Raw genomic sequence first — 18,555 nt, 5'->3', positions numbered from 1 at the left:
TAACGGGTAGCTGTTGCAGTGTTCAGCCTTGTCCCGGAGGGCCCTTGGTATGTCGAGTCCGCGCCGCGAAGACGGCGACGCGCTGCGCTGTGGTGACCGCGGCGCGGCCGTGACCGAAATCCGGGCGACGCTGGCCTCGCTAGGGCTACTGGAAAACCCCGACGAAGACATGACTACCGGCCGCCATGTGGCCCTCGAGGTCTTCGACGCCGAACTCGACCAAGCCGTGCGGGCTTTCCAGCAGCACCGCGGCCTGCTGGTGGACGGGATCGTCGGCGAGGCCACCTACCGCGCGTTGAAAGAGGCCTCGTACCGGCTGGGCGCGCGCACCCTGTATCACCAGTTCGGGGCCCCGCTGTACGGCGACGACGTCGCCACCCTGCAGGCGCGGCTGCAGGACCTCGGTTTCTACACCGGTCTGGTCGACGGCCACTTCGGCTTGCAGACCCACAACGCTTTGATGTCGTATCAGCGCGAGTACGGGCTCGCCGCCGACGGCATCTGCGGTCCCGAAACCCTGCGCTCCTTGTATTTTCTGAGTGCGCGAGTCAGCGGCGGCTCGCCGCACGCCATCCGCGAGGAAGAACTCGTTCGCCGATCTGGCCCGAAACTGTCGGGCAAGCGCATCATCATCGACCCGGGCCGCGGCGGCGCCGACCACGGGGCGATCATGCAGGGCGTGGCCGGCCCCGTCAGCGAAGCAGATGTGTTGTGGGACTTGGCCAGTCGGCTCGAGGGCCGGATGACCGCCATCGGCATGGAGACGTTCCTGTCGCGGCCCACCAACCACAGCCCGTCGGACGCCGAACGCGCCGCCACGGCCAACAACGTCGGTGCGGACCTGATGATCAGCCTGCGCTGCGAATCGCAGGCCAGCCCGTCGGCCAACGGCGTCGCCTCCTTCCACTTCGGCAATTCGCACGGCTCGGTCTCCACGATCGGACGAAACCTTGCCGACTTCATTCAGCGAGAAGTGGTGGCACGTACCGGTTTACGGGACTGCCGGACGCATGGCCGCACCTGGGACCTGCTGCGGCTGACGCGGATGCCGACCGTCCAGGTCGACGTCGGCTACATCACGAACCCGCGCGACCGCGCGATGCTGGTCTCGACGCAGGCCCGGGACGCCATCGCCGAAGGCATCCTGGCCGCGGTCAAGCGGCTTTATCTGCTGGGCAAGAACGACCGGCCCACCGGCACATTCACCTTCGCCGAGCTGCTGGCTCACGAACTGTCGGTGGAGCGGGCATCCCGGCTGGGCGGTCCCTAACCGCCGCCGGCGATCCGCGGCGTCTGGCCCGCCTTCAGTGCACCCGCCGAGCTCGCGGAACCGGCCCCCACCGGCTGCTGCAACTGGGCATTGGCCAGCAGCCGCTCCAGCGCCGCTTCCACTTCGGCCTTCCACCCAAGGCCCTTATCCAGCTCCAGCCGCAGCCGCGGAAAGTACGTATGTGGTGCCACCACAACGAATCCCACGTCCTTCAAGAACTCCGCGTCGATCATGCAGTGGTCGACCGAGCAGTCCCCCAAAGCCTCCAGCACCGGCCGCACATCGGGATCCACCGCCCGCGGGTCCTGCAGCTCGGACGCCGCCGCGGTGCGGCCGAATGCCTCCAGCGCCCGGACCCCGCGGCGGACCAGCTCGTCGATTACCCGGGCGATGAGCCCGTGGGGCAGGTCGTCGGCGTCCGGCCCCGGCTCGATGTTCATCGATGTCAGCAGGATCGCATCGGCAGACACCGGTGCCGTCGGGAACCGCTGCGCCCGCGGAACCGCGCGGGGCGGCGCGTAGAGGACGTACCCCAGGCACGGCGGCTCGATGTGGCTGCGCTCAGCGTCGGGAACCGCAGTCGCGACCTGCCCGCACGAACCCCACTCCAGCATCACCATCGACAGCCAGGCTTCCTTTTCGAACTCGGGGTCGGCGAGGTGGTCCTGGTTGCCGAGGGTCGCGGGGTCGACCTCCCAGAAGACGCAGCGGCGCGCGTGCTTGGGAAGGTGCTCGAAAGCCTCGAGTCGCAGCGGCGTGATTCGAGCGGACACTAGCCTCCTGGCTTCCGTGCGGTATCGGGGCCCGCGTCAACCCGCGGGGCCACCGGCAACCCCTCCAGGATAAAAGAGTTGGTCCTCATCGGACCAGTGTTTGCTCCGCCACGCGATTCGACACCGCCAACCGGGCCCGCGCACCGCGGCACCGCGCGGTTAATGATCGAAATGCATTGGCACACATAGAGACTCGCTGCGGCGCGGGCCATCCGGCGGGCAATTTTGGCCGGGAATCCGCCCCCCGCGTCACAGTGACGTAATTACACCGTATGGAGCGTCAGGCCTTGGGCGGGGTCATCACGTCGACAATCCGTTGTAGATCCTCCACCGAGGCGAACTCGACCACGATCCGGCCCTTGCGTTTGCCCAGGCTGACCGTCACCCGTGTGTCGAAGCTGTTCGACAGCCGCTCGGCAACGTCTCGCAGGCCGGGCATCTGGATCGGCTTGCGGCGCTGGGGCGCCGGCGGGGCGGTGTCGCCACGATTGGCCAGGGTCACCGCCTCTTCGGTGGCCCGCACCGACAGGCCCTCCGCGACGATCCGGCTCGCCAGCTCCTCCTGCGCCTCCGGGCCGGCCTCCAGCGCCAGCAGTGCCCGGGCGTGCCCGGCGGACAGGACGCCCGCCGCCACCCGCCGCTGGACGGCGATCGGCAGCTTCAACAACCGGATCATGTTGGTGATCAGCGGCCGCGAGCGGCCGATCCGGGAGGCCAGTTCGTCGTGGGTGACATCGAACTCGTCGAGCAGCTGCTGATAGGCCGCCGCCTCTTCCAACGGATTCAGCTGTGCCCGATGGATGTTCTCCAGCAGGGCGTCACGCAGGAGGTTGTCGTCAGCGGTCTCGCGCACGATGGCCGGGATGGTCGCCAGGCCCGCCTCCTGGGCGGCGCGCCACCGCCGCTCCCCCATCACGATCTGATAGCGCGCGCCGCCCGGCGCCGCGCTCACCGCCCGGACCACGATCGGCTGCAGGAGGCCGAACTCCCGGATGGAGTGCACCAGCTCCGACAGCGCCTCTTCGTCGAATACCTGCCGGGGCTGGCGCGGATTGCGCTCGATGTCGGACGGCGCGATCTCGCGATAGACCGCCCCCACCGAGGCGGCGTCCGCCGACGAGACGGCCGGTCCGCCGATCAGCACGTCGGCGGCCGCATCCCCCATCCGCGGACCCAGCGTCGCGGGACCGGCGTCGCTGTCCGCCGGACCGGTCGGGATCAGCGAAGCCAGCCCCCGGCCGAGGCCGCCCTTCCTGCGTAACGGCTGCGTCATGGTCGTCCCTTCACGGATGGTGGTGGTCAATCCCGTTCGGCGAGTTCGCGGCTCGCATCCAGATAGCTCATCGCCCCCCGCGAACCGGGGTCGTAATCGATGATCGTCATGCTGTAGCCCGGTGCCTCCGAGACCTTGACGCTGCGCGGGATCACCGTACGCAACACCTTGGCGCCGAAGTAGCGGCGCACCTCTTCTGCGACCTGGTCGGCCAGCTTGGTCCGCCCGTCGTACATCGTGAGGATCACGGTGGTGACCTCCAGCTGCGGATTGAGGTGGGCCTTCACCATCTCGATATTGCGCATCAGCTGTGACACGCCCTCCAACGCGTAGTACTCGCACTGGATCGGGATCATCACCTCCGGAGCGGCCACGAGCGCGTTGATCGTCAGCAGGCCGAGCGATGGCGGGCAGTCGACGAACACGTAGTCGAAGTCGAACTGGTCGAGATCGGCCAACGCGGTGCGCAGCCGATTCTCGCGCGCGACCATGCTGACCAATTCGATTTCCGCGCCGGCCAGATCGATCGTCGCCGGCACACAGAACAGCCGGGGGCTGTGCGGGCTGGGTCGCAGCGCGTCTCGCAACGCGACCTCGCCGATGAGCACCTCGTAGGAGGACGGCGTGCCCGCCGTCCGGTCGTGGATGCCCAGCGCCGTGCTCGCGTTGCCCTGCGGGTCGAGGTCGACGACGAGCGTCTTGAGCCCCTGTACCGCGAGGGCCGCGGCGAGGTTGACCGCGGTGGTGGTCTTGCCGACACCGCCCTTTTGATTCGCGATGGTGAAGACGCGGCGCTGGCCGGGTCGGCGCAGCGGCGCGTAGGTGGTGTGCAGGACCCGCATCGCGCGCTCAGCGGCGGCGGCGATCGGGGTGTCGTATTCGTTCGATGTTTCACGTGAAACATGGCCGGCGTCGGCGCGCGCCGCGGTGGGCGCGGGAGCGGTGGGTCCGTCGTGGGGAGAACTCATCGTGCCCCCCTGTCTGCTATCCGCGCCGGCTTCGGGCGCGTCCGCTTGCGGTGACGCGCCACCACTACGGTTGCGGGCGGACGCAAATATTTCGCGCCACATGTCACCACCCTGGCATCAACAGCGCCCGCAGCCGCCATCACACGCCGGTGCGCTTCCAGTTCCTCGGGAGCGCGCTCCCCTTTGATCGCCACCATCCGCCCGTCCGGCCGTAGCAATGGCATACTCCACTTCGTCAATTTGTCCAGCGCCGCAACCGCCCGCGACACCGCGGCGTCCCGGTCCCCGAAGCGGTCGCGCACCCCAGGTTCCTCCGCTCGGCCACGCACCACCGCGACCGCCAACCCTAGTTCGGCCACGACCTCGGTAAGAAACTCGCTGCGCCGCAGGAGGGGCTCGAGGAGCACGACCTCGAGGTCCGGCCGCGCAATCGCCAGCGGTATCCCCGGGAGCCCGGCGCCGCTTCCGATATCGATCACCCGCTCCCCCGGATCGAGGAGCTCGGCCACCGCGGCGCTATTCAATAGGTGCCGGTCCCACACGCGTTCGGCTTCCCGCGGACCGAGCAGCCCCCGTTCGACGCCGGCTCCGGCGAGGAGGCCGGCGTACCGCCGCGCGAGGTCGATCCGCGGGCCGAAGACGGCGCTCGCCGCGTCGGGTTCCGGTCCGCCATGTTTCACGTGAAACATCTCGTCTACGTGTTTCACGTGAAACATCCTCCGGCTCCAAGCGCAAATTACACCGCTGTGACTCGGTCAGTCGAGCAGGACCACGACGCGACGCGAAGGCTCCTGGCCCTCGCTTTCGCTGTGCACCCCATCGACGGCCGCGACGGCGTCGTGGACGATCTTGCGCTCGAACGGCGTCATTGGCGAGAGCTCCTCGCGCTCGCCGGAGCTCAGCACCCGGCGCGCCACCTTGTCGCCGAGTGCGGCCAGTTCCTCGCGGCGCCGACGTCGCCAGCTCGCGATGTCGAGCATCAGCCGGCTGCGCACGCCCGTCTTCTGGTGCACCGCGAGCCGGGTGAGCTCCTGCAGCGCATCGAGCACCTCGCCGCCGCGGCCGACCAACTTATTGAGGTCGTCGCTGCCGTCGATGCTCACGACCGCGCGGTCGCCCTCGACGTCCAGATCGATGTCGCCGTCGAAGTCCAACAGGTCCAACAGCTCTTCCAGATAGTCGCCGGCGATCTCCCCTTCGGCGACCAGTCGCTCTTCGGCGTCGTCGGGTTGATCCGCTCCCCCCGACTCCGCCGTGTCCTCGTCGACCGACGCTTGGGTGTCGAGTTCCGTATCAGCGTCGCGTTCGGTGGTGTCGGCGTCTGTCATGCGTTATCTCTCCCTCATCCGTGGGGCCCGTTCCAGTCGCGTCACTGGTCGAAGGCGCCGGTGGCTGTCGTCGTCGTTTCTTTAGCGTTTCCGCTTTTTCGGTCGCGCCCCCGGTCGCGGGGTGCGGTTGGTCGGAGCGTCGTTGCGTGGCTCAGCATCCGGCTGGTCCGGTTGCGCCGTCGTCGTCTTCGCGGCGCCCGCGTCGTCAGCGGGCCCATCGGACTCCGGGCCCGCCGGCGATTCCCCGCCTGCCGCCTTCGGGTTGCGTTTGGGTTTAGCCCCCGGCGCCGGTGCGTTGGACGCGCGGCGCTCGAGGGCTTGTTGGCGCTTGGCCTCGTCTTCCTTCTCGATCATCCCGAACACGTAGTGCTGCTGCGCGAACGTCCAGATGTTGTTGGCGAACCAGTACAGGATGATCGCGAGCGGGAGGAACGGTCCGCTGACGATGATGCCGAGCGGAAACACGTACAGCGCAAGCTTATTCATCATCGCCGTCTGCGGGTTGGCGGCCGCCTCTGGGCTCTGCCGCGCCACCGACGCGCGGCTGTTGAAGAAGGTCGCGATGCCGGCCAGGAGCATCACCGGCGCGCCCACCGCGATCACCGCGGGGCGGCTGAAGACGGTGAACGCGTCCAATCCGGAATGCTGCGTCATGAACGCCCCGATCGGCGCGCCGAAAAGGTGGGCGTCGAGGAAGTGGCCCACGTCGGCGGGGCTGAAGAAATAGTTCCCGGTCGCTCGGTTCTGAGCCACCGACAGGTGGGCTTGACCGAAGCCGCCGGTGGTGCGGTTGAACGAACGCAGGACGTGATACAGCCCGAGGAACACCGGGATCTGCGCGAACGCCGGCAGGCAACCCAGGAGCGGGTTGAAGCCGTGCTCGCGCTGCAGCTTCTGCATCTCGAGCGACATGCGCTGGCGGTCCTTGGCGTACTTTTTCTGCAGCGCCTTCAGTTGGGGCTGCAGCTCCTGCATTTGCCGGGTGAAGCGGATCTGGTTCACCACCGGCTTGTACAGCAGGGCCCGCAGCGTGAACACCAGGAACATCACCGACAGAGCCCAGGCGAAGAAGTTCGACGGACCCAGCACGGCCGCGAACAGTTTGTACCAGGCCCACATGATCCACGACACCGGGTAGTAGATGATGTCGAGGCTGAAAAAATCAAAGGACAAAAGACTCACTCTTCCCTTGCGTCGCTGGGGATTGCCAGGCGCTGTCGGCGTCGTCGAAGTCGGCACGAGCGCCGCTTCGTTCGGGTATCGGATCCCATCCTCCCCGATGCCACGGTCCGCATTTGGCGAGCCGGACCGCGGACAGCCAACTCCCCCGGATCAGGCCGTACTCAGTGAGAGCGTCGAGGGCGTACTGGCTACAGGTCGGCGTGAAGCGACAGGTCGGCGGTCGCAGCGGCGACACCATGTGCCGGTAGAGGCGGATCAGGAAAAGCAGGCCCCGCACGGCGGCGTTCACCGGCCGGCCCCCGCCGACTCGAGGGCGCGGCGCAACCCGCGTCGCAGTTGCTGCTCCAGGCGTGCCGAGGACGCCTGGCGACTGCCCGGCAACGCCCGGATCACCACGCGGTCGGCCGGGTCGAGGTCATCCAGCATCGTCCGGGCGACGTGGCGTAGCCGGCGCGCGACGCGATGGCGTTCCACCGCGGATCCCACGGGCTTCGCGATGATCAGCCCGACGCGCGGGCCGGTGCCGTCTTCGGGAGTCCGCCGGAGGTGCACGACGACGTCGGCCTGCGCCGAACGCGCGCCGTGTTTGACGGCGGAGTCAAACTCCGTTGACCGCCTCATGCGGTTGCGTGCGGGAAGCACCGCCGAAAAACCTGACGTTGCGATCAGGCAGTGAGCGCGCGGCGGCCTTTGCGGCGCCGACTGGAGACGATGGCCCGCCCGGCGCGGGTGCGCATCCGCAACCGGAAGCCGTGCACGCGGGCTCGGCGCCGGTTATTCGGCTGGAAGGTCCGCTTGCCCTTGGCCACGGCGTTCTCCTCGTATTCGAACCATCCGGCCGCTCACGTTGCTCGACTGCGTTCGTCCGCGAGTCGGTCGGGGGTGGGTCTTGCTGCTGGCCGGCGCGGTCCCCGAGCTAAGTCCGGGTCGCAGCCGTATCGCCGACTTTCGGGCGACTGTTCGAGGGTACTGACGAGCTTCCGCTGGGTCAAACTTGGTCTGCCGCAACGAACGCAACTCACACATCCGCGAAAACAGAAGTTCTCGACGACCGGTCTGCGGCACCATAGGGGAACAACCATCATGCACGCCCCGAAGAACTCTAGAGAAGCCGATTGGAATGCAGCACAACGGTTGGCAGCCGCACGGAAAACTGTTAGCTTCGGGCAATGCCGTTTCAGCGTGGAACGGCGCTCGACGACGAAGCGAGGATGGCGGATCGACTAGCTGGCTAGGCGACCTGAACAGGCCGTCATCAGCACGGAGATCGCGGGCCGTCGCCGGTAGGCTGCGGCTCGTTTGCGGTCATCCTGTCCACACCTGTGCATAACTATGTGGACAGTTGCTTTGTCGCCCAGCGTGGCTACTCCTCGACCCGGGATCTGCGAGAACCAGGGAGATTACGTCGTTGACCGATGACCCCGGTTCAGGATTCACGACAGTGTGGAGCGCGGTCGTCTCCGAGTTGAACGGTGAATCCTCCCCGGACGGCATGTCCGCCGGACGCACCGCGCTCGCCACCCCGCTCACCCCGCAGCAGCGGGCGTGGCTGAACCTCGTGCAGCCGCTCACGATCGTCGAGGGCTTTGCTTTGCTGTCGGTGCCGAGCAGCTTCGTGCAAAACGAAATCGAACGTCACTTGCGCGCGCCCATCACCGACGCGCTGAGCCGTCGCCTCGGGCAGCAGATTCAACTCGGCGTGCGCATCGCCCCGCCCGAGGAAGCCGGCGACGGCCCCTTCCCACAAGCGGAGAGCTTCCCGTCCGACGGGCAACCACCGGCCCCCGCCGACGACGACCTGGATACGCCGCTCGACACCGACGAGGCGGATGAGAACGGTGAACTCGTGGGTGGCGCCGAGCAGAGTTGGCCCAACTACTTCACCGAGCGCCCACACACCACGGATCCGGCCGTTGCCGGCGGAACCAGCCTCAACCGGCGCTACACCTTCGACACGTTCGTCATCGGCGCGTCCAACCGCTTCGCCCACGCCGCGGCCCTGGCCATCGCCGAAGCCCCGGCCCGCGCCTACAACCCGCTGTTCATCTGGGGCGAGTCCGGCCTGGGCAAGACCCATCTGCTGCACGCCGCCGGCAACTACGCGCAGCGGCTGTTCCCCGGCATGCGGGTCAAATACGTCTCCACCGAGGAATTCACCAACGACTTCATCAACTCGCTGCGCGACGACCGCAAGGTCGCGTTCAAGCGCAGCTACCGCGACGTCGACGTGTTGCTTGTCGATGACATCCAATTCATCGAGGGCAAAGAAGGTATCCAGGAAGAGTTCTTCCATACCTTCAACACGCTGCACAACGCCAACAAGCAAATCGTCATCTCCTCCGACCGGCCGCCGAAACAACTGGCCACCCTCGAGGATCGGCTGAGGACCCGCTTCGAATGGGGCCTGATCACTGACGTGCAGCCGCCCGAACTGGAGACCCGCATCGCCATCCTGCGGAAAAAGGCTCAGATGGACCGGCTGGCGGTGCCCGACGATGTCCTCGAGTTGATCGCCAGCAGCATCGAACGCAACATCCGCGAACTCGAGGGCGCGCTGATCCGGGTGACGGCGTTCGCGTCGCTGAACAAGACGCCCATCGACAAGGCATTGGCGGAGATCGTGCTTCGCGATCTGATCGCCGACGCCAGCACCATGCAGATCAGCGCGGCGACCATCATGGCCGCCACCGCCGAGTATTTCGACACCACCGTCGAGGAGCTGCGCGGCCCGGGCAAGACCAGGGCGCTGGCGCAGTCACGCCAGATCGCGATGTATCTGTGCCGCGAGCTCACCGACCTGTCGTTGCCCAAGATCGGTCAGGCATTCGGCCGCGACCACACCACGGTCATGTACGCACAGCGAAAGATCTTGTCGGAGATGGCCGAGCGGCGTGAGGTCTTCGATCACGTCAAGGAGCTGACCACGCGCATCCGGCAACGCTCCAAGCGCTGACCCTGTCGTTTCGAGCCGTCCAGGGGTCCGTCCCCGAAACTTTTCGAAAAACTTCCCGCTCCCCTGTCACACCTGTCACACCCAAGCCGCTGTGTGCAGCGCTGTGCAGAAACCAGCGAAACTCGGGTGCAGCAATGGAGTTTCCGTGCACACCCTTCCCCCATCCCCAGCGGCCCAACAACAACCCCACCGTTGTCAACGCTGTCATCAACAACCTCGCCCGTCCCCTAGCTGGACCAAGCCCTGCCTGTCCCCAGAATCCACAGCCCTTATTACTGGTACTGAAATCTCTTCGTCGATTCTTCTTTGAAGAACAGCATTGGGGACACGCGTTGCCCGCGCGACGCGCAGCCGGCGTTCGCCCGGCTTGTCGGCCTCTTGGACTAGCTTTCAAGATGGCCGCAGAAGATCTACGGTTGTGGTTCGACTGCTAGCGGCGGGCGGCTAGCGATCTCGGTTACGAAGACTTGGCAGGTGAAGGGACGCTATGGACGCGGCGACGACGACAGCTGGCCTCACCGACTTGAAATTCCGTCTCGTGCGAGAGTCTTTCGCCGACGCGGTGTCGTGGGTGGCGAAGAACCTGCCGACCAGGCCGGCGGTCCCGGTGCTGTCCGGGGTCCTGTTGTCCGGTTCGGACGACGGGCTGACGATCTCCGGATTCGACTACGAGGTATCCGCGGAAGCACAGGTTGCGGCCGAAATCGCTTCTCCGGGAAGCGTTTTGGTGTCCGGCAGGTTATTGTCGGACATCACCCGGGCGCTGCCGAACAAGCCCGTCGACTTCTATGTCGACGGCAACCGGGTCGCGTTGACCTGCGGAAGCGCCAGGTTTTCGCTGCCGACGATGCCGGTCGAGGATTATCCGACGCTGCCCGCGCTGCCGGAAGGGACCGGCACGCTGCCGGCGGAGCTGTTCGCCGAGGCGATCGGCCAGGTGGCCATCGCCGCCGGCCGGGACGACACGTTGCCCATGCTGACCGGCATCCGGGTTGAGATCTCCGGTGACCGGGTGGTTTTGGCGGCGACCGACAGGTTCCGGCTCGCGGTACGCGAGTTGACCTGGTCGGCGCTGTCGCCCGACATCGAGGCCGCGGTGTTGGTTCCGGCCAAGACGCTCGCCGAGGCCGCCAAAGCCGGCGCCGACGGGGATGAGGTCCGGTTATCGCTGGGGGCCGGCCCCGGAGTCGGGCAGGACGGGTTGCTCGGTATCAGCGGCAATGGCAAGCGCAGCACCACCCGGCTCCTCGACGCGGAGTTCCCGAAGTTTCGGCAGTTGTTGCCGGCCGAGCACACGGCCGTCGCCACCATCAATGTCGCGGAGTTGACCGAGGCCATCAAGCTGGTCGCCCTGGTCGCCGACCGGGGTGCGCAGGTGCGGATGGAATTCTCCGACGGAACGCTGCGGCTGTCCGCGGGCGCCGACGACGTGGGCCGTGCGGAAGAAGACCTTCAGGTTGATTTCGTCGGGGAACCGTTGACGATCGCGTTCAACCCGACGTACCTGACCGACGGGCTGGCGTCGGTGCATTCCGAGCGGGTGTCGTTCGGCTTCACGACCCCGGGCAAGCCGGCGTTGCTGCGCCCGGCGCTCGCTGACGACAGTTCCCCGACCGGCAGCGGGCCCTTCGCCGCGTTGCCGACGGACTACGTGTACCTGTTGATGCCAGTCCGGCTGCCCGGGTAGGTGTACGTCAGGCAGTTGGGCCTGCGCGACTTCCGGTCGTGGGCACACGTCGACCTCGAATTACAGGCGGGCCGGACGGTGTTCGTCGGCCCCAACGGGTTCGGCAAGACGAATCTGATTGAGGCCCTGTGGTATTCGACCACCCTGGGCTCACACCGGGTTGGAACCGACGCGCCGTTGATCCGGGCTGGTGCGGATCGCGGGGTGGTCTCGACCATCGTGGTCAGCGACGGGCGGGAATGCGCCATCGATCTGGAGATTGCGGCCGGCCGCGCCAACAAGGCCCGGCTGAACCGGTCGCCGGTGCGTAGCACCCGTGAAGTGGTCGGCGTGCTGCGAGCGGTGCTGTTCGCGCCCGAGGACTTGGCTCTGGTGCGTGGTGATCCGTCGGATCGGCGCCGCTACCTCGATGACCTGGTGACCGTCCGCCGGCCGACGATCGCGGGCGTGCGCGCGGACTACGACAAGGTTTTGCGGCAACGCACTGCGTTGTTGAAGTCGCTGTCCGGCGCGCGGTACCGCGGTGACCGGGGTGCGCTGGACACCCTCGACGTGTGGGATAGTCGGTTGGCCGAGCACGGCGCCGCATTGATGGCGGCCCGGATTGATTTGGTGAACCAACTGTCGCCGGAAGTGGAAAAGGCCTATCAGCTGCTCGCGCCGGGATCACGGCCGGCGTCGATCGCCTACCGCTCTAGCCTGGGCGACCCCGGCACCATCGATGGCGGCGACCTCACCGATCGGGAATTCTTGGAGGCCGCGCTGCTGGCCGCACTCTCGGCCCGCCGGGACGCGGAACTGGAACGCGGGATGTGCCTGGTCGGTCCGCATCGCGACGACCTGGAGTTGCGCCTCGGCGATCAAGCCGCCAAAGGTTTTGCCAGCCATGGGGAGTCGTGGTCGTTCGCGGTGGGCCTGCGGCTGGCGGCCTACGAGTTGCTGCGCGAAGACGGCAGCGACCCGGTGTTGTTGCTCGACGACGTGTTCGCCGAACTCGACGCGGCGCGTCGCCGTGCGTTGGCGGCGGTGGCTGAATCCGCCGAGCAGGTTCTGGTGACCGCCGCCGTGCTGGAAGACATTCCGGCGGACTGGGACGCCAGGCGCGTGCACATCGATTTGCGCGACGACGACACGGGCAGGGTATCGGCGGTGGTGGGATGACCGGCGAGGACGACACGGGAAACGTTGACCGCCTCGGCGAGTTGACGGGTATGGACTTGGTGCGGCGCACCCTCGAGGAGGCTCGCGCCGCGGCGCGCGCACAGGGCAAGGACGCGGGGCGCGGGCGGACCACCCCGTCGGGTCCGCGTCGCGTCGCGGGGCAGCGGCGCAGCTGGTCGGGACCGGGCCCGGACGTTCGCGATCCACAACCGCTGGGCAGGCTGGCGCGCGATCTCGCCAAAAAGCGGGGCTGGTCGGCGCACGTGGCCGAAGGCACGGTGCTGGGCCACTGGCCGTCGGTGGTGGGACAGCAGATCGCCGACCATGCGACCCCGACCGCGCTCAGCGAGGGAGTGCTGAGCGTGACGGCGGAATCGACGGCCTGGGCCACCCAACTGCGGATGATCCAGGCGCAACTGTTGGCCAAGATCGCCGCCGCGGTGGGCAACGGTGTGGTGACGTCGCTGAAAATCACCGGCCCGGCCGCCCCGTCGTGGCGCAAGGGGCCGCGGCACATCGCCGGACGGGGCCCGCGCGACACCTACGGGTGAGGCATTCAAGGGGCGTAAACGATCCCCAGACGCGCGTCTATCCACAGCGGCTGAGAGCCACCAGGACGACGCGGACCCCTAATTTGCACGTCGGGACGCGCCCGGAAGAAAGAAATCGTGTGCACGGCGCGGTTAGCTGGGTAGAAACGCGCCCGGAGAAGCGGTCCGAGGCCTCGATCACGGTAGAGTGGTGGGATGCGATTGTCGCGGTGACCGGACCGCCCGCATGAAACCCCAAGGAGAGCATTCCGACCGTGGCTGCCCAGAAGAAGAAGCCCCAAGCCGGATACGGCGCCGAACAGATCACCGTTTTGGAAGGGCTGGAGGCTGTCCGCAAACGCCCGGGCATGTACATCGGGTCCACCGGTGAGCGTGGTCTGCACCACCTCATCTGGGAGGTGGTCGACAACTCGGTGGACGAGGCGATGGCCGGCTACGCCAACCGGGTGGACGTGCGCCTGCTCGACGACGGCGGCGTCGAGGTGGCCGACAACGGCCGCGGTATCCCGGTGGCGATGCACGCCACCGGCGCGCCGACCGTCGACGTGGTGATGACCCAACTCCACGCCGGCGGCAAGTTCGGTGGCGAGAACAGTGGCTACAACGTCAGTGGCGGTCTGCACGGCGTCGGTGTGTCGGTGGTGAACGCGCTGTCGACCCGGCTCGAGGTGGACATCGCCCGTGATGGCCACGAGTGGTCGCAATTCTACGACCACGCCGTGCCGGGCACGCTCAAGGAGGGCGAGGCCACCAAGAAGACCGGGACCACCATCAGGTTTTGGGCGGATCCGGACATCTTCGAAACCACCGAGTACGACTTCGAGACCGTGGCGCGCCGGCTGCAGGAAATGGCATTTTTGAACAAGGGCCTGACGATCGAGCTCACCGACGAGCGGGTGGCCCAGGACGAGGTTGTCGACGAGGTCGTCAGCGACACCGCCGACGCACCCAAGTCCGCCGAGGAAAAGGCGGCGGAATCGAGCGCGCCGCAAAAGGTCAAGCACCGCACCTTCCACTACCCCGGCGGCCTGGTCGACTTCGTCAAGCACATCAACCGCACCAAGAACCCGATCCAGCAGAGCGTCATCGATTTCGACGGGAAGGGAGCCGGCCACGAGGTCGAAATCGCCATGCAGTGGAACGGCGGCTATTCGGAGTCGGTCCACACCTTCGCCAACACCATCAACACCCACGAGGGCGGCACCCACGAAGAGGGTTTTCGCAGCGCGCTGACGTCGGTGGTGAACAAGTACGCCAAAGACAAGAAGCTGTTGAAAGACAAGGACCCCAACCTCACCGGCGACGACATCCGGGAGGGCTTGGCCGCGGTCATCTCGGTGAAGGTCAGCGAACCGCAGTTCGAGGGTCAGACCAAGACCAAGCTGGGCAACACCGAGGTCAAGTCGTTCGTGCAGAAGGTGTGCAACGAGCAGCTGACGCACTGGTTCGAGGCCAACCCCTCCGAGGCCAAAACCGTTGTGAACAAGGCGGTGTCGTCCGCGCAAGCCCGGATCGCCGCGCGCAAGGCGCGAGAACTGGTGCGCCGCAAGAGCGCCACCGACCTCGGCGGGTTGCCGGGCAAGCTTGCCGACTGCCGCTCCACCGACCCGCGAAAGTCCGAACTGTATGTGGTGGAGGGTGATTCGGCCGGCGGCTCGGCCAAAAGCGGCCGCGATTCGATGTTCCAGGCGATCCTTCCGTTGCGCGGCAAGATCATCAACGTCGAGAAGGCGCGCATCGACCGCGTTTTGAAGAACACCGAGGTCCAGGCGATAATCACCGCCCTGGGCACCGGCATTCACGACGAGTTCGACATCACCAAGCTGCGCTACCACAAGATTGTGCTGATGGCCGACGCCGACGTTGACGGCCAACACATTTCGACGCTGCTGTTGACGCTGTTGTTCCGGTTCATGCGGCCCCTGATCGAAAACGGGCACGTGTTCTTGGCGCAGCCGCCGCTGTACAAGTTGAAGTGGCAGCGCAGCGATCCCGAATTCGCCTATTCCGACCGCGAGCGCGACGGCCTGCTGGAGGCCGGGCTGAAGTCCGGCAAGAAGATCAACAAGGAAGACGGCATCCAGCGCTACAAGGGCCTGGGCGAGATGGACGCCAAGGAGTTGTGGGAAACCACGATGGACCCGTCGGTGCGGGTATTGCGCCAAGTCACCCTGGATGACGCGGCCGCCGCCGACGAGTTGTTCTCGATCCTGATGGGCGAGGACGTCGAGGCGCGCCGCAGCTTTATCACCCGTAATGCCAAAGACGTTCGTTTCCTGGATGTTTAAGGGGATTTAGGAAATACATGACTGACACCACGTTGCCGCCGGGCGACGAAGCCGGCGACCGCATCGAGCCCGTCGACATCCAGCACGAGATGCAGCGCAGCTACATCGACTACGCGATGAGCGTGATCGTGGGCCGCGCGCTGCCGGAGGTGCGCGACGGCCTCAAGCCGGTGCACCGCCGCGTGTTGTACGCGATGTACGACTCCGGGTTCCGCCCCGACCGCAGCCACGCCAAGTCGGCGCGCTCGGTGGCCGAGACGATGGGCAACTACCACCCGCACGGCGACGCGTCGATCTACGACACGTTGGTGCGCATGGCCCAGCCGTGGTCGCTGCGCTATCCGCTCGTCGACGGCCAGGGCAACTTCGGTTCGCCGGGCAACGATCCTCCGGCGGCGATGCGCTACTGCGTCTCTGGAGATGTGTTGGTGGCGCTGCCAGAGGGCCGCTCGATCCGCATCGCCGATGTAGTGCGGGACGCAAAGCCGAACAGCGACAACGTCATTGATCTTAAGGTGCTTGATCGGCACGGCATGCCGGTGTCGGCGGACCGCCTGTTCCACTCGGGAGACCATCCGACCTTCTGTGTGCGCACATTAGGCGGACATGAGGTCACCGGTACGGCGAACCACCCACTGCTGTGCCTGGTGAATGTTGGCGGTGTGCCGACGCTTCTTTGGAAGCTAATCGAAGAGATTCGCCCGGGTGACTGGACCGTCATGAACGCCGAGCGTGGGGGCTACGCACGGAACACGCCGGCAGCGGCGTACATACCCCCCACGGTCGACGAGGTGCCCGGACTGGTCGAGTTCCTGCGTGTCCATGGGAATGACCCGGACGCGGCCGCCATAGCGACCGACCTCACCGACGGCCGGTTCTACTACGCACGTGTCGCCTCGGTGACCGACGCCGGCATCCAGCCGGTCTACAGCCTGCGCGTCGATACTGACGACCACGCATTCCTGACGAACGGGTTCGTCAGCCACAACACCGAGGCGCGGCTGACTCCGCTGGCGATGGAGATGCTGCGCGAAATCGACGAGGAGACAGTCGATTTCACCCCCAACTACGACGGCCGCGTCCAGGAACCGACGGTGCTGCCGAGCCGGTTCCCCAACCTGCTGGCCAACGGGTCCGGCGGCATCGCGGTCGGCATGGCGACCAACATCCCGCCGCACAACCTGCGCGAGTTGGCCGAGGCGGTGTTCTGGTGCCTCGAAAACCACGAGGCCGACGAGGAAGCCACGCTGGCCGCCGTCATGCAGCGCGTGAAGGGGCCCGACTTCCCCACGTCAGCGCTGATCGTCGGCTCGCAGGGCATCGCCGACGCCTACAAGACCGGCCGCGGCTCCATCCGGATGCGCGGAGTGGTTGAGGTAGAAGAAGATTCACGCGGCCGAACGTCTCTGGTCATCACCGAGCTGCCGTATCAGGTCAACCACGACAACTTCATCACCTCGATCGCCGAGCAGGTGCGCGACGGCAAGCTGGCCGGAATCTCCAACATCGAGGACCAGAGCAGCGACCGGGTGGGCCTGCGCATCGTCGTCGAGCTCAAGCGCGACGCGGTGGCCAAGGTGGTGCTGAACAACCTCTACAAGCACACCCAGCTGCAGACCAGCTTCGGGGCCAACATGCTGTCCATCGTCGACGGGGTGCCGCGCACCCTGCGCCTGGATCAGATGATCCGCTACTACGTCGCACACCAGCTCGACGTCATCGTGCGGCGCACCACCTACCGGCTGCGCAAGGCCAACGAGCGGGCCCACATCCTGCGCGGTCTGGTCAAGGCCCTCGACGCGCTGGATGAGGTGATCGCCTTGATCCGGGCGTCGGAAACCGTCGACATCGCGCGCGCCGGACTGATCGAGCTGCTCGACATCGACGAGATCCAGGCCCAGGCGATCCTGGACATGCAGCTGCGGCGCCTGGCCGCCCTGGAGCGTCAGCGCATCATCGACGATCTGGCCAAGATCGAGGCCGAGATCGCCGACCTGGAAGACATCCTGGCCAAACCGGAGCGGCAGCGGGCGATCGTGCGCGACGAGCTCACCGAGATCGTCGACAAGCACGGCGACGACCGCCGCACCCGCATCATCGCGGCCGACGGGGATGTCAGCGACGAGGACCTGATCACCCGCGAGGACGTCGTCGTCACCATCACCGAGACCGGCTACGCGAAGCGCACCAAGACCGACCTGTACCGCAGCCAGAAGCGCGGCGGAAAGGGCGTGCAGGGCGCCGGGCTCAAACAGGACGACATCGTCAAGCACTTCTTCGTGTCCTCCACCCACGACTGGATCCTGTTCTTCACCACGCAGGGCCGGGTGTACCGGGCCAAGGCCTATGAGCTGCCGGAGGCATCCCGAACGGCGCGCGGGCAGCACGTCGCCAACCTGTTGGCCTTCCAGCCCGAGGAGCGGATCGCGCAGGTCATCCAGATCCGCGGCTACGAGGACGCCCCGTACCTGGTGCTGGCCACCCGCAATGGCCTGGTGAAGAAGACCAAGCTGACCGACTTCGACTCCAACCGGTCCGGAGGCATCGTCGCGGTAAACCTCCGCGACGGCGACGAGCTGGTCGGGGCGGTGCTGTGCTCGGCCGACGAGGACCTGCTGCTGGTGTCCGCGCTCGGGCAGTCCATCCGGTTCTCGGCGACCGACGAGGCGCTGCGCCCGATGGGCCGGGCTACCTCCGGCGTGCAGGGCATGCGCTTCAACGCCGACGATTACCTGTTGTCGCTCAACGTGATCCGCGAAGATACCTACCTGCTGGTCGCCACGTCCGGGGGTTACGCCAAGCGCACCGCGATCGAGGAGTACCCGGTGCAGGGCCGCGGCGGCAAGGGCGTGCTGACCGTGCAATACGACCGTCGGCGCGGCCGGTTGGTGGGCGCGCTGATCGTCGACGACGACAGCGAGCTGTACGCGATCACCTCCGGGGGCGGCGTGATCCGCACGGCGGCGCGCCAGGTCCGCAAGGCGGGACGGCAGACCAAGGGCGTGCGGTTGATGAACCTCGGTGAGGACAACACGCTGCTGGCGATCGCCCGCAACGCCGAGGAAGCCGCCGACGAGGTGGTCGGGGAGGCCGACGTCGACGCGGAATCGGACGGCTAGCC

General features: G+C 66.8%; 16 protein-coding genes. 7 read left to right on the top strand and 9 right to left on the bottom strand.

The window, feature by feature from the left end; all coding sequences use genetic code 11:
- The first annotated feature begins 49 nt into the window (after window positions 1-49).
- Window positions 50-1,270, top strand: coding sequence for an N-acetylmuramoyl-L-alanine amidase (locus tag AC5Y43_RS15965; protein ID WP_499973970.1), 1,221 nt, complete (start codon window positions 50-52; stop codon window positions 1,268-1,270).
- Here AC5Y43_RS15965 and AC5Y43_RS15960 read toward each other — a convergent pair.
- The 9 genes from AC5Y43_RS15960 to rpmH form a co-directional block, all read right to left on the bottom strand.
- A complete protein-coding gene (locus tag AC5Y43_RS15960; protein ID WP_499973969.1) occupies window positions 1,267-2,043 on the bottom strand; it encodes an acetyltransferase in 777 nt (258 codons plus the stop codon). The two genes, AC5Y43_RS15965 and AC5Y43_RS15960, sit on opposite strands and share 4 nt — an antisense overlap.
- 280 nt (window positions 2,044-2,323) lie before the next feature.
- Complete coding sequence (locus AC5Y43_RS15955; RefSeq protein ID WP_499973966.1) at window positions 2,324-3,316, bottom strand: ParB/RepB/Spo0J family partition protein; 993 nt, start codon at window positions 3,314-3,316, stop codon at window positions 2,324-2,326.
- Between the two features lie 26 nt (window positions 3,317-3,342).
- Window positions 3,343-4,386 carry a ParA family protein gene (locus AC5Y43_RS15950; RefSeq protein ID WP_499973965.1) on the bottom strand — a complete coding sequence of 348 codons (1,044 nt, stop codon included), beginning with the start codon at window positions 4,384-4,386 and terminating at the stop codon, window positions 3,343-3,345.
- Window positions 4,281-5,000, bottom strand: coding sequence for a 16S rRNA (guanine(527)-N(7))-methyltransferase RsmG (rsmG, locus tag AC5Y43_RS15945; protein WP_499973963.1), 720 nt, complete (start codon window positions 4,998-5,000; stop codon window positions 4,281-4,283). The genes AC5Y43_RS15950 and rsmG overlap by 106 nt, the downstream gene beginning before the upstream one ends.
- Window positions 5,001-5,039: 39 nt before the next feature.
- The gene (locus tag AC5Y43_RS15940) at window positions 5,040-5,612 is read right to left on the bottom strand and encodes a Jag family protein (protein WP_499973961.1); all 573 of its coding nucleotides are present in this window, start codon (window positions 5,610-5,612) and stop codon (window positions 5,040-5,042) included.
- An 81-nt stretch (window positions 5,613-5,693) separates the two neighbouring features.
- Window positions 5,694-6,794, bottom strand: a complete 1,101-nt coding sequence (gene yidC / locus AC5Y43_RS15935; RefSeq protein ID WP_499974041.1) for a membrane protein insertase YidC — start codon at window positions 6,792-6,794, stop codon at window positions 5,694-5,696.
- Window positions 6,775-7,083 (bottom strand): membrane protein insertion efficiency factor YidD, encoded by a 309-nt coding sequence (gene yidD / locus AC5Y43_RS15930; protein WP_499973959.1) that lies wholly within the window; start codon window positions 7,081-7,083, stop codon window positions 6,775-6,777. Before yidD ends, yidC begins: the two co-directional genes overlap by 20 nt.
- Complete coding sequence (gene rnpA / locus AC5Y43_RS15925) at window positions 7,080-7,436, bottom strand: ribonuclease P protein component (RefSeq protein WP_499973957.1); 357 nt, start codon at window positions 7,434-7,436, stop codon at window positions 7,080-7,082. Before rnpA ends, yidD begins: the two co-directional genes overlap by 4 nt.
- 23 nt (window positions 7,437-7,459) lie before the next feature.
- A complete protein-coding gene (rpmH, locus tag AC5Y43_RS15920; protein ID WP_079219747.1) occupies window positions 7,460-7,603 on the bottom strand; it encodes a 50S ribosomal protein L34 in 144 nt (47 codons plus the stop codon).
- 599 nt (window positions 7,604-8,202) lie between these two features.
- On the opposite strand from rpmH, the gene dnaA reads away from it, so the two are divergent.
- The 6 genes from dnaA (at window position 8,203) to gyrA (ending at window position 18,553) form a co-directional block, all read left to right on the top strand.
- A complete protein-coding gene (dnaA, locus tag AC5Y43_RS15915; RefSeq protein WP_499973956.1) occupies window positions 8,203-9,747 on the top strand; it encodes a chromosomal replication initiator protein DnaA in 1,545 nt (514 codons plus the stop codon).
- A 487-nt stretch (window positions 9,748-10,234) separates the two neighbouring features.
- The gene (gene dnaN, locus AC5Y43_RS15910; RefSeq protein WP_499973955.1) at window positions 10,235-11,434 is read left to right on the top strand and encodes a DNA polymerase III subunit beta; all 1,200 of its coding nucleotides are present in this window, start codon (window positions 10,235-10,237) and stop codon (window positions 11,432-11,434) included.
- Window positions 11,435-12,595 (top strand): DNA replication/repair protein RecF, encoded by a 1,161-nt coding sequence (gene recF / locus AC5Y43_RS15905; protein WP_499973953.1) that lies wholly within the window; start codon window positions 11,435-11,437, stop codon window positions 12,593-12,595.
- Window positions 12,592-13,146, top strand: coding sequence for a DUF721 family protein (locus AC5Y43_RS15900; RefSeq protein ID WP_499973952.1), 555 nt, complete (start codon window positions 12,592-12,594; stop codon window positions 13,144-13,146). The genes recF and AC5Y43_RS15900 overlap by 4 nt, the downstream gene beginning before the upstream one ends.
- A gap of 254 nt (window positions 13,147-13,400) precedes the next feature.
- A complete protein-coding gene (gyrB, locus tag AC5Y43_RS15895) occupies window positions 13,401-15,434 on the top strand; it encodes a DNA topoisomerase (ATP-hydrolyzing) subunit B (protein ID WP_499973951.1) in 2,034 nt (677 codons plus the stop codon).
- A 17-nt stretch (window positions 15,435-15,451) separates the two neighbouring features.
- On the top strand, window positions 15,452-18,553 hold the full coding sequence (gene gyrA / locus AC5Y43_RS15890) for an intein-containing DNA gyrase subunit A (RefSeq protein ID WP_499973949.1): 3,102 nt from the start codon (window positions 15,452-15,454) through the stop codon (window positions 18,551-18,553).
- Window positions 18,554-18,555: the final 2 nt, after the last annotated feature.

It is taken from the genome of Mycobacterium sp. NGS57 (assembly GCF_059812405.1).
This window is presented reverse-complemented; position numbering and strand designations above follow the sequence as displayed.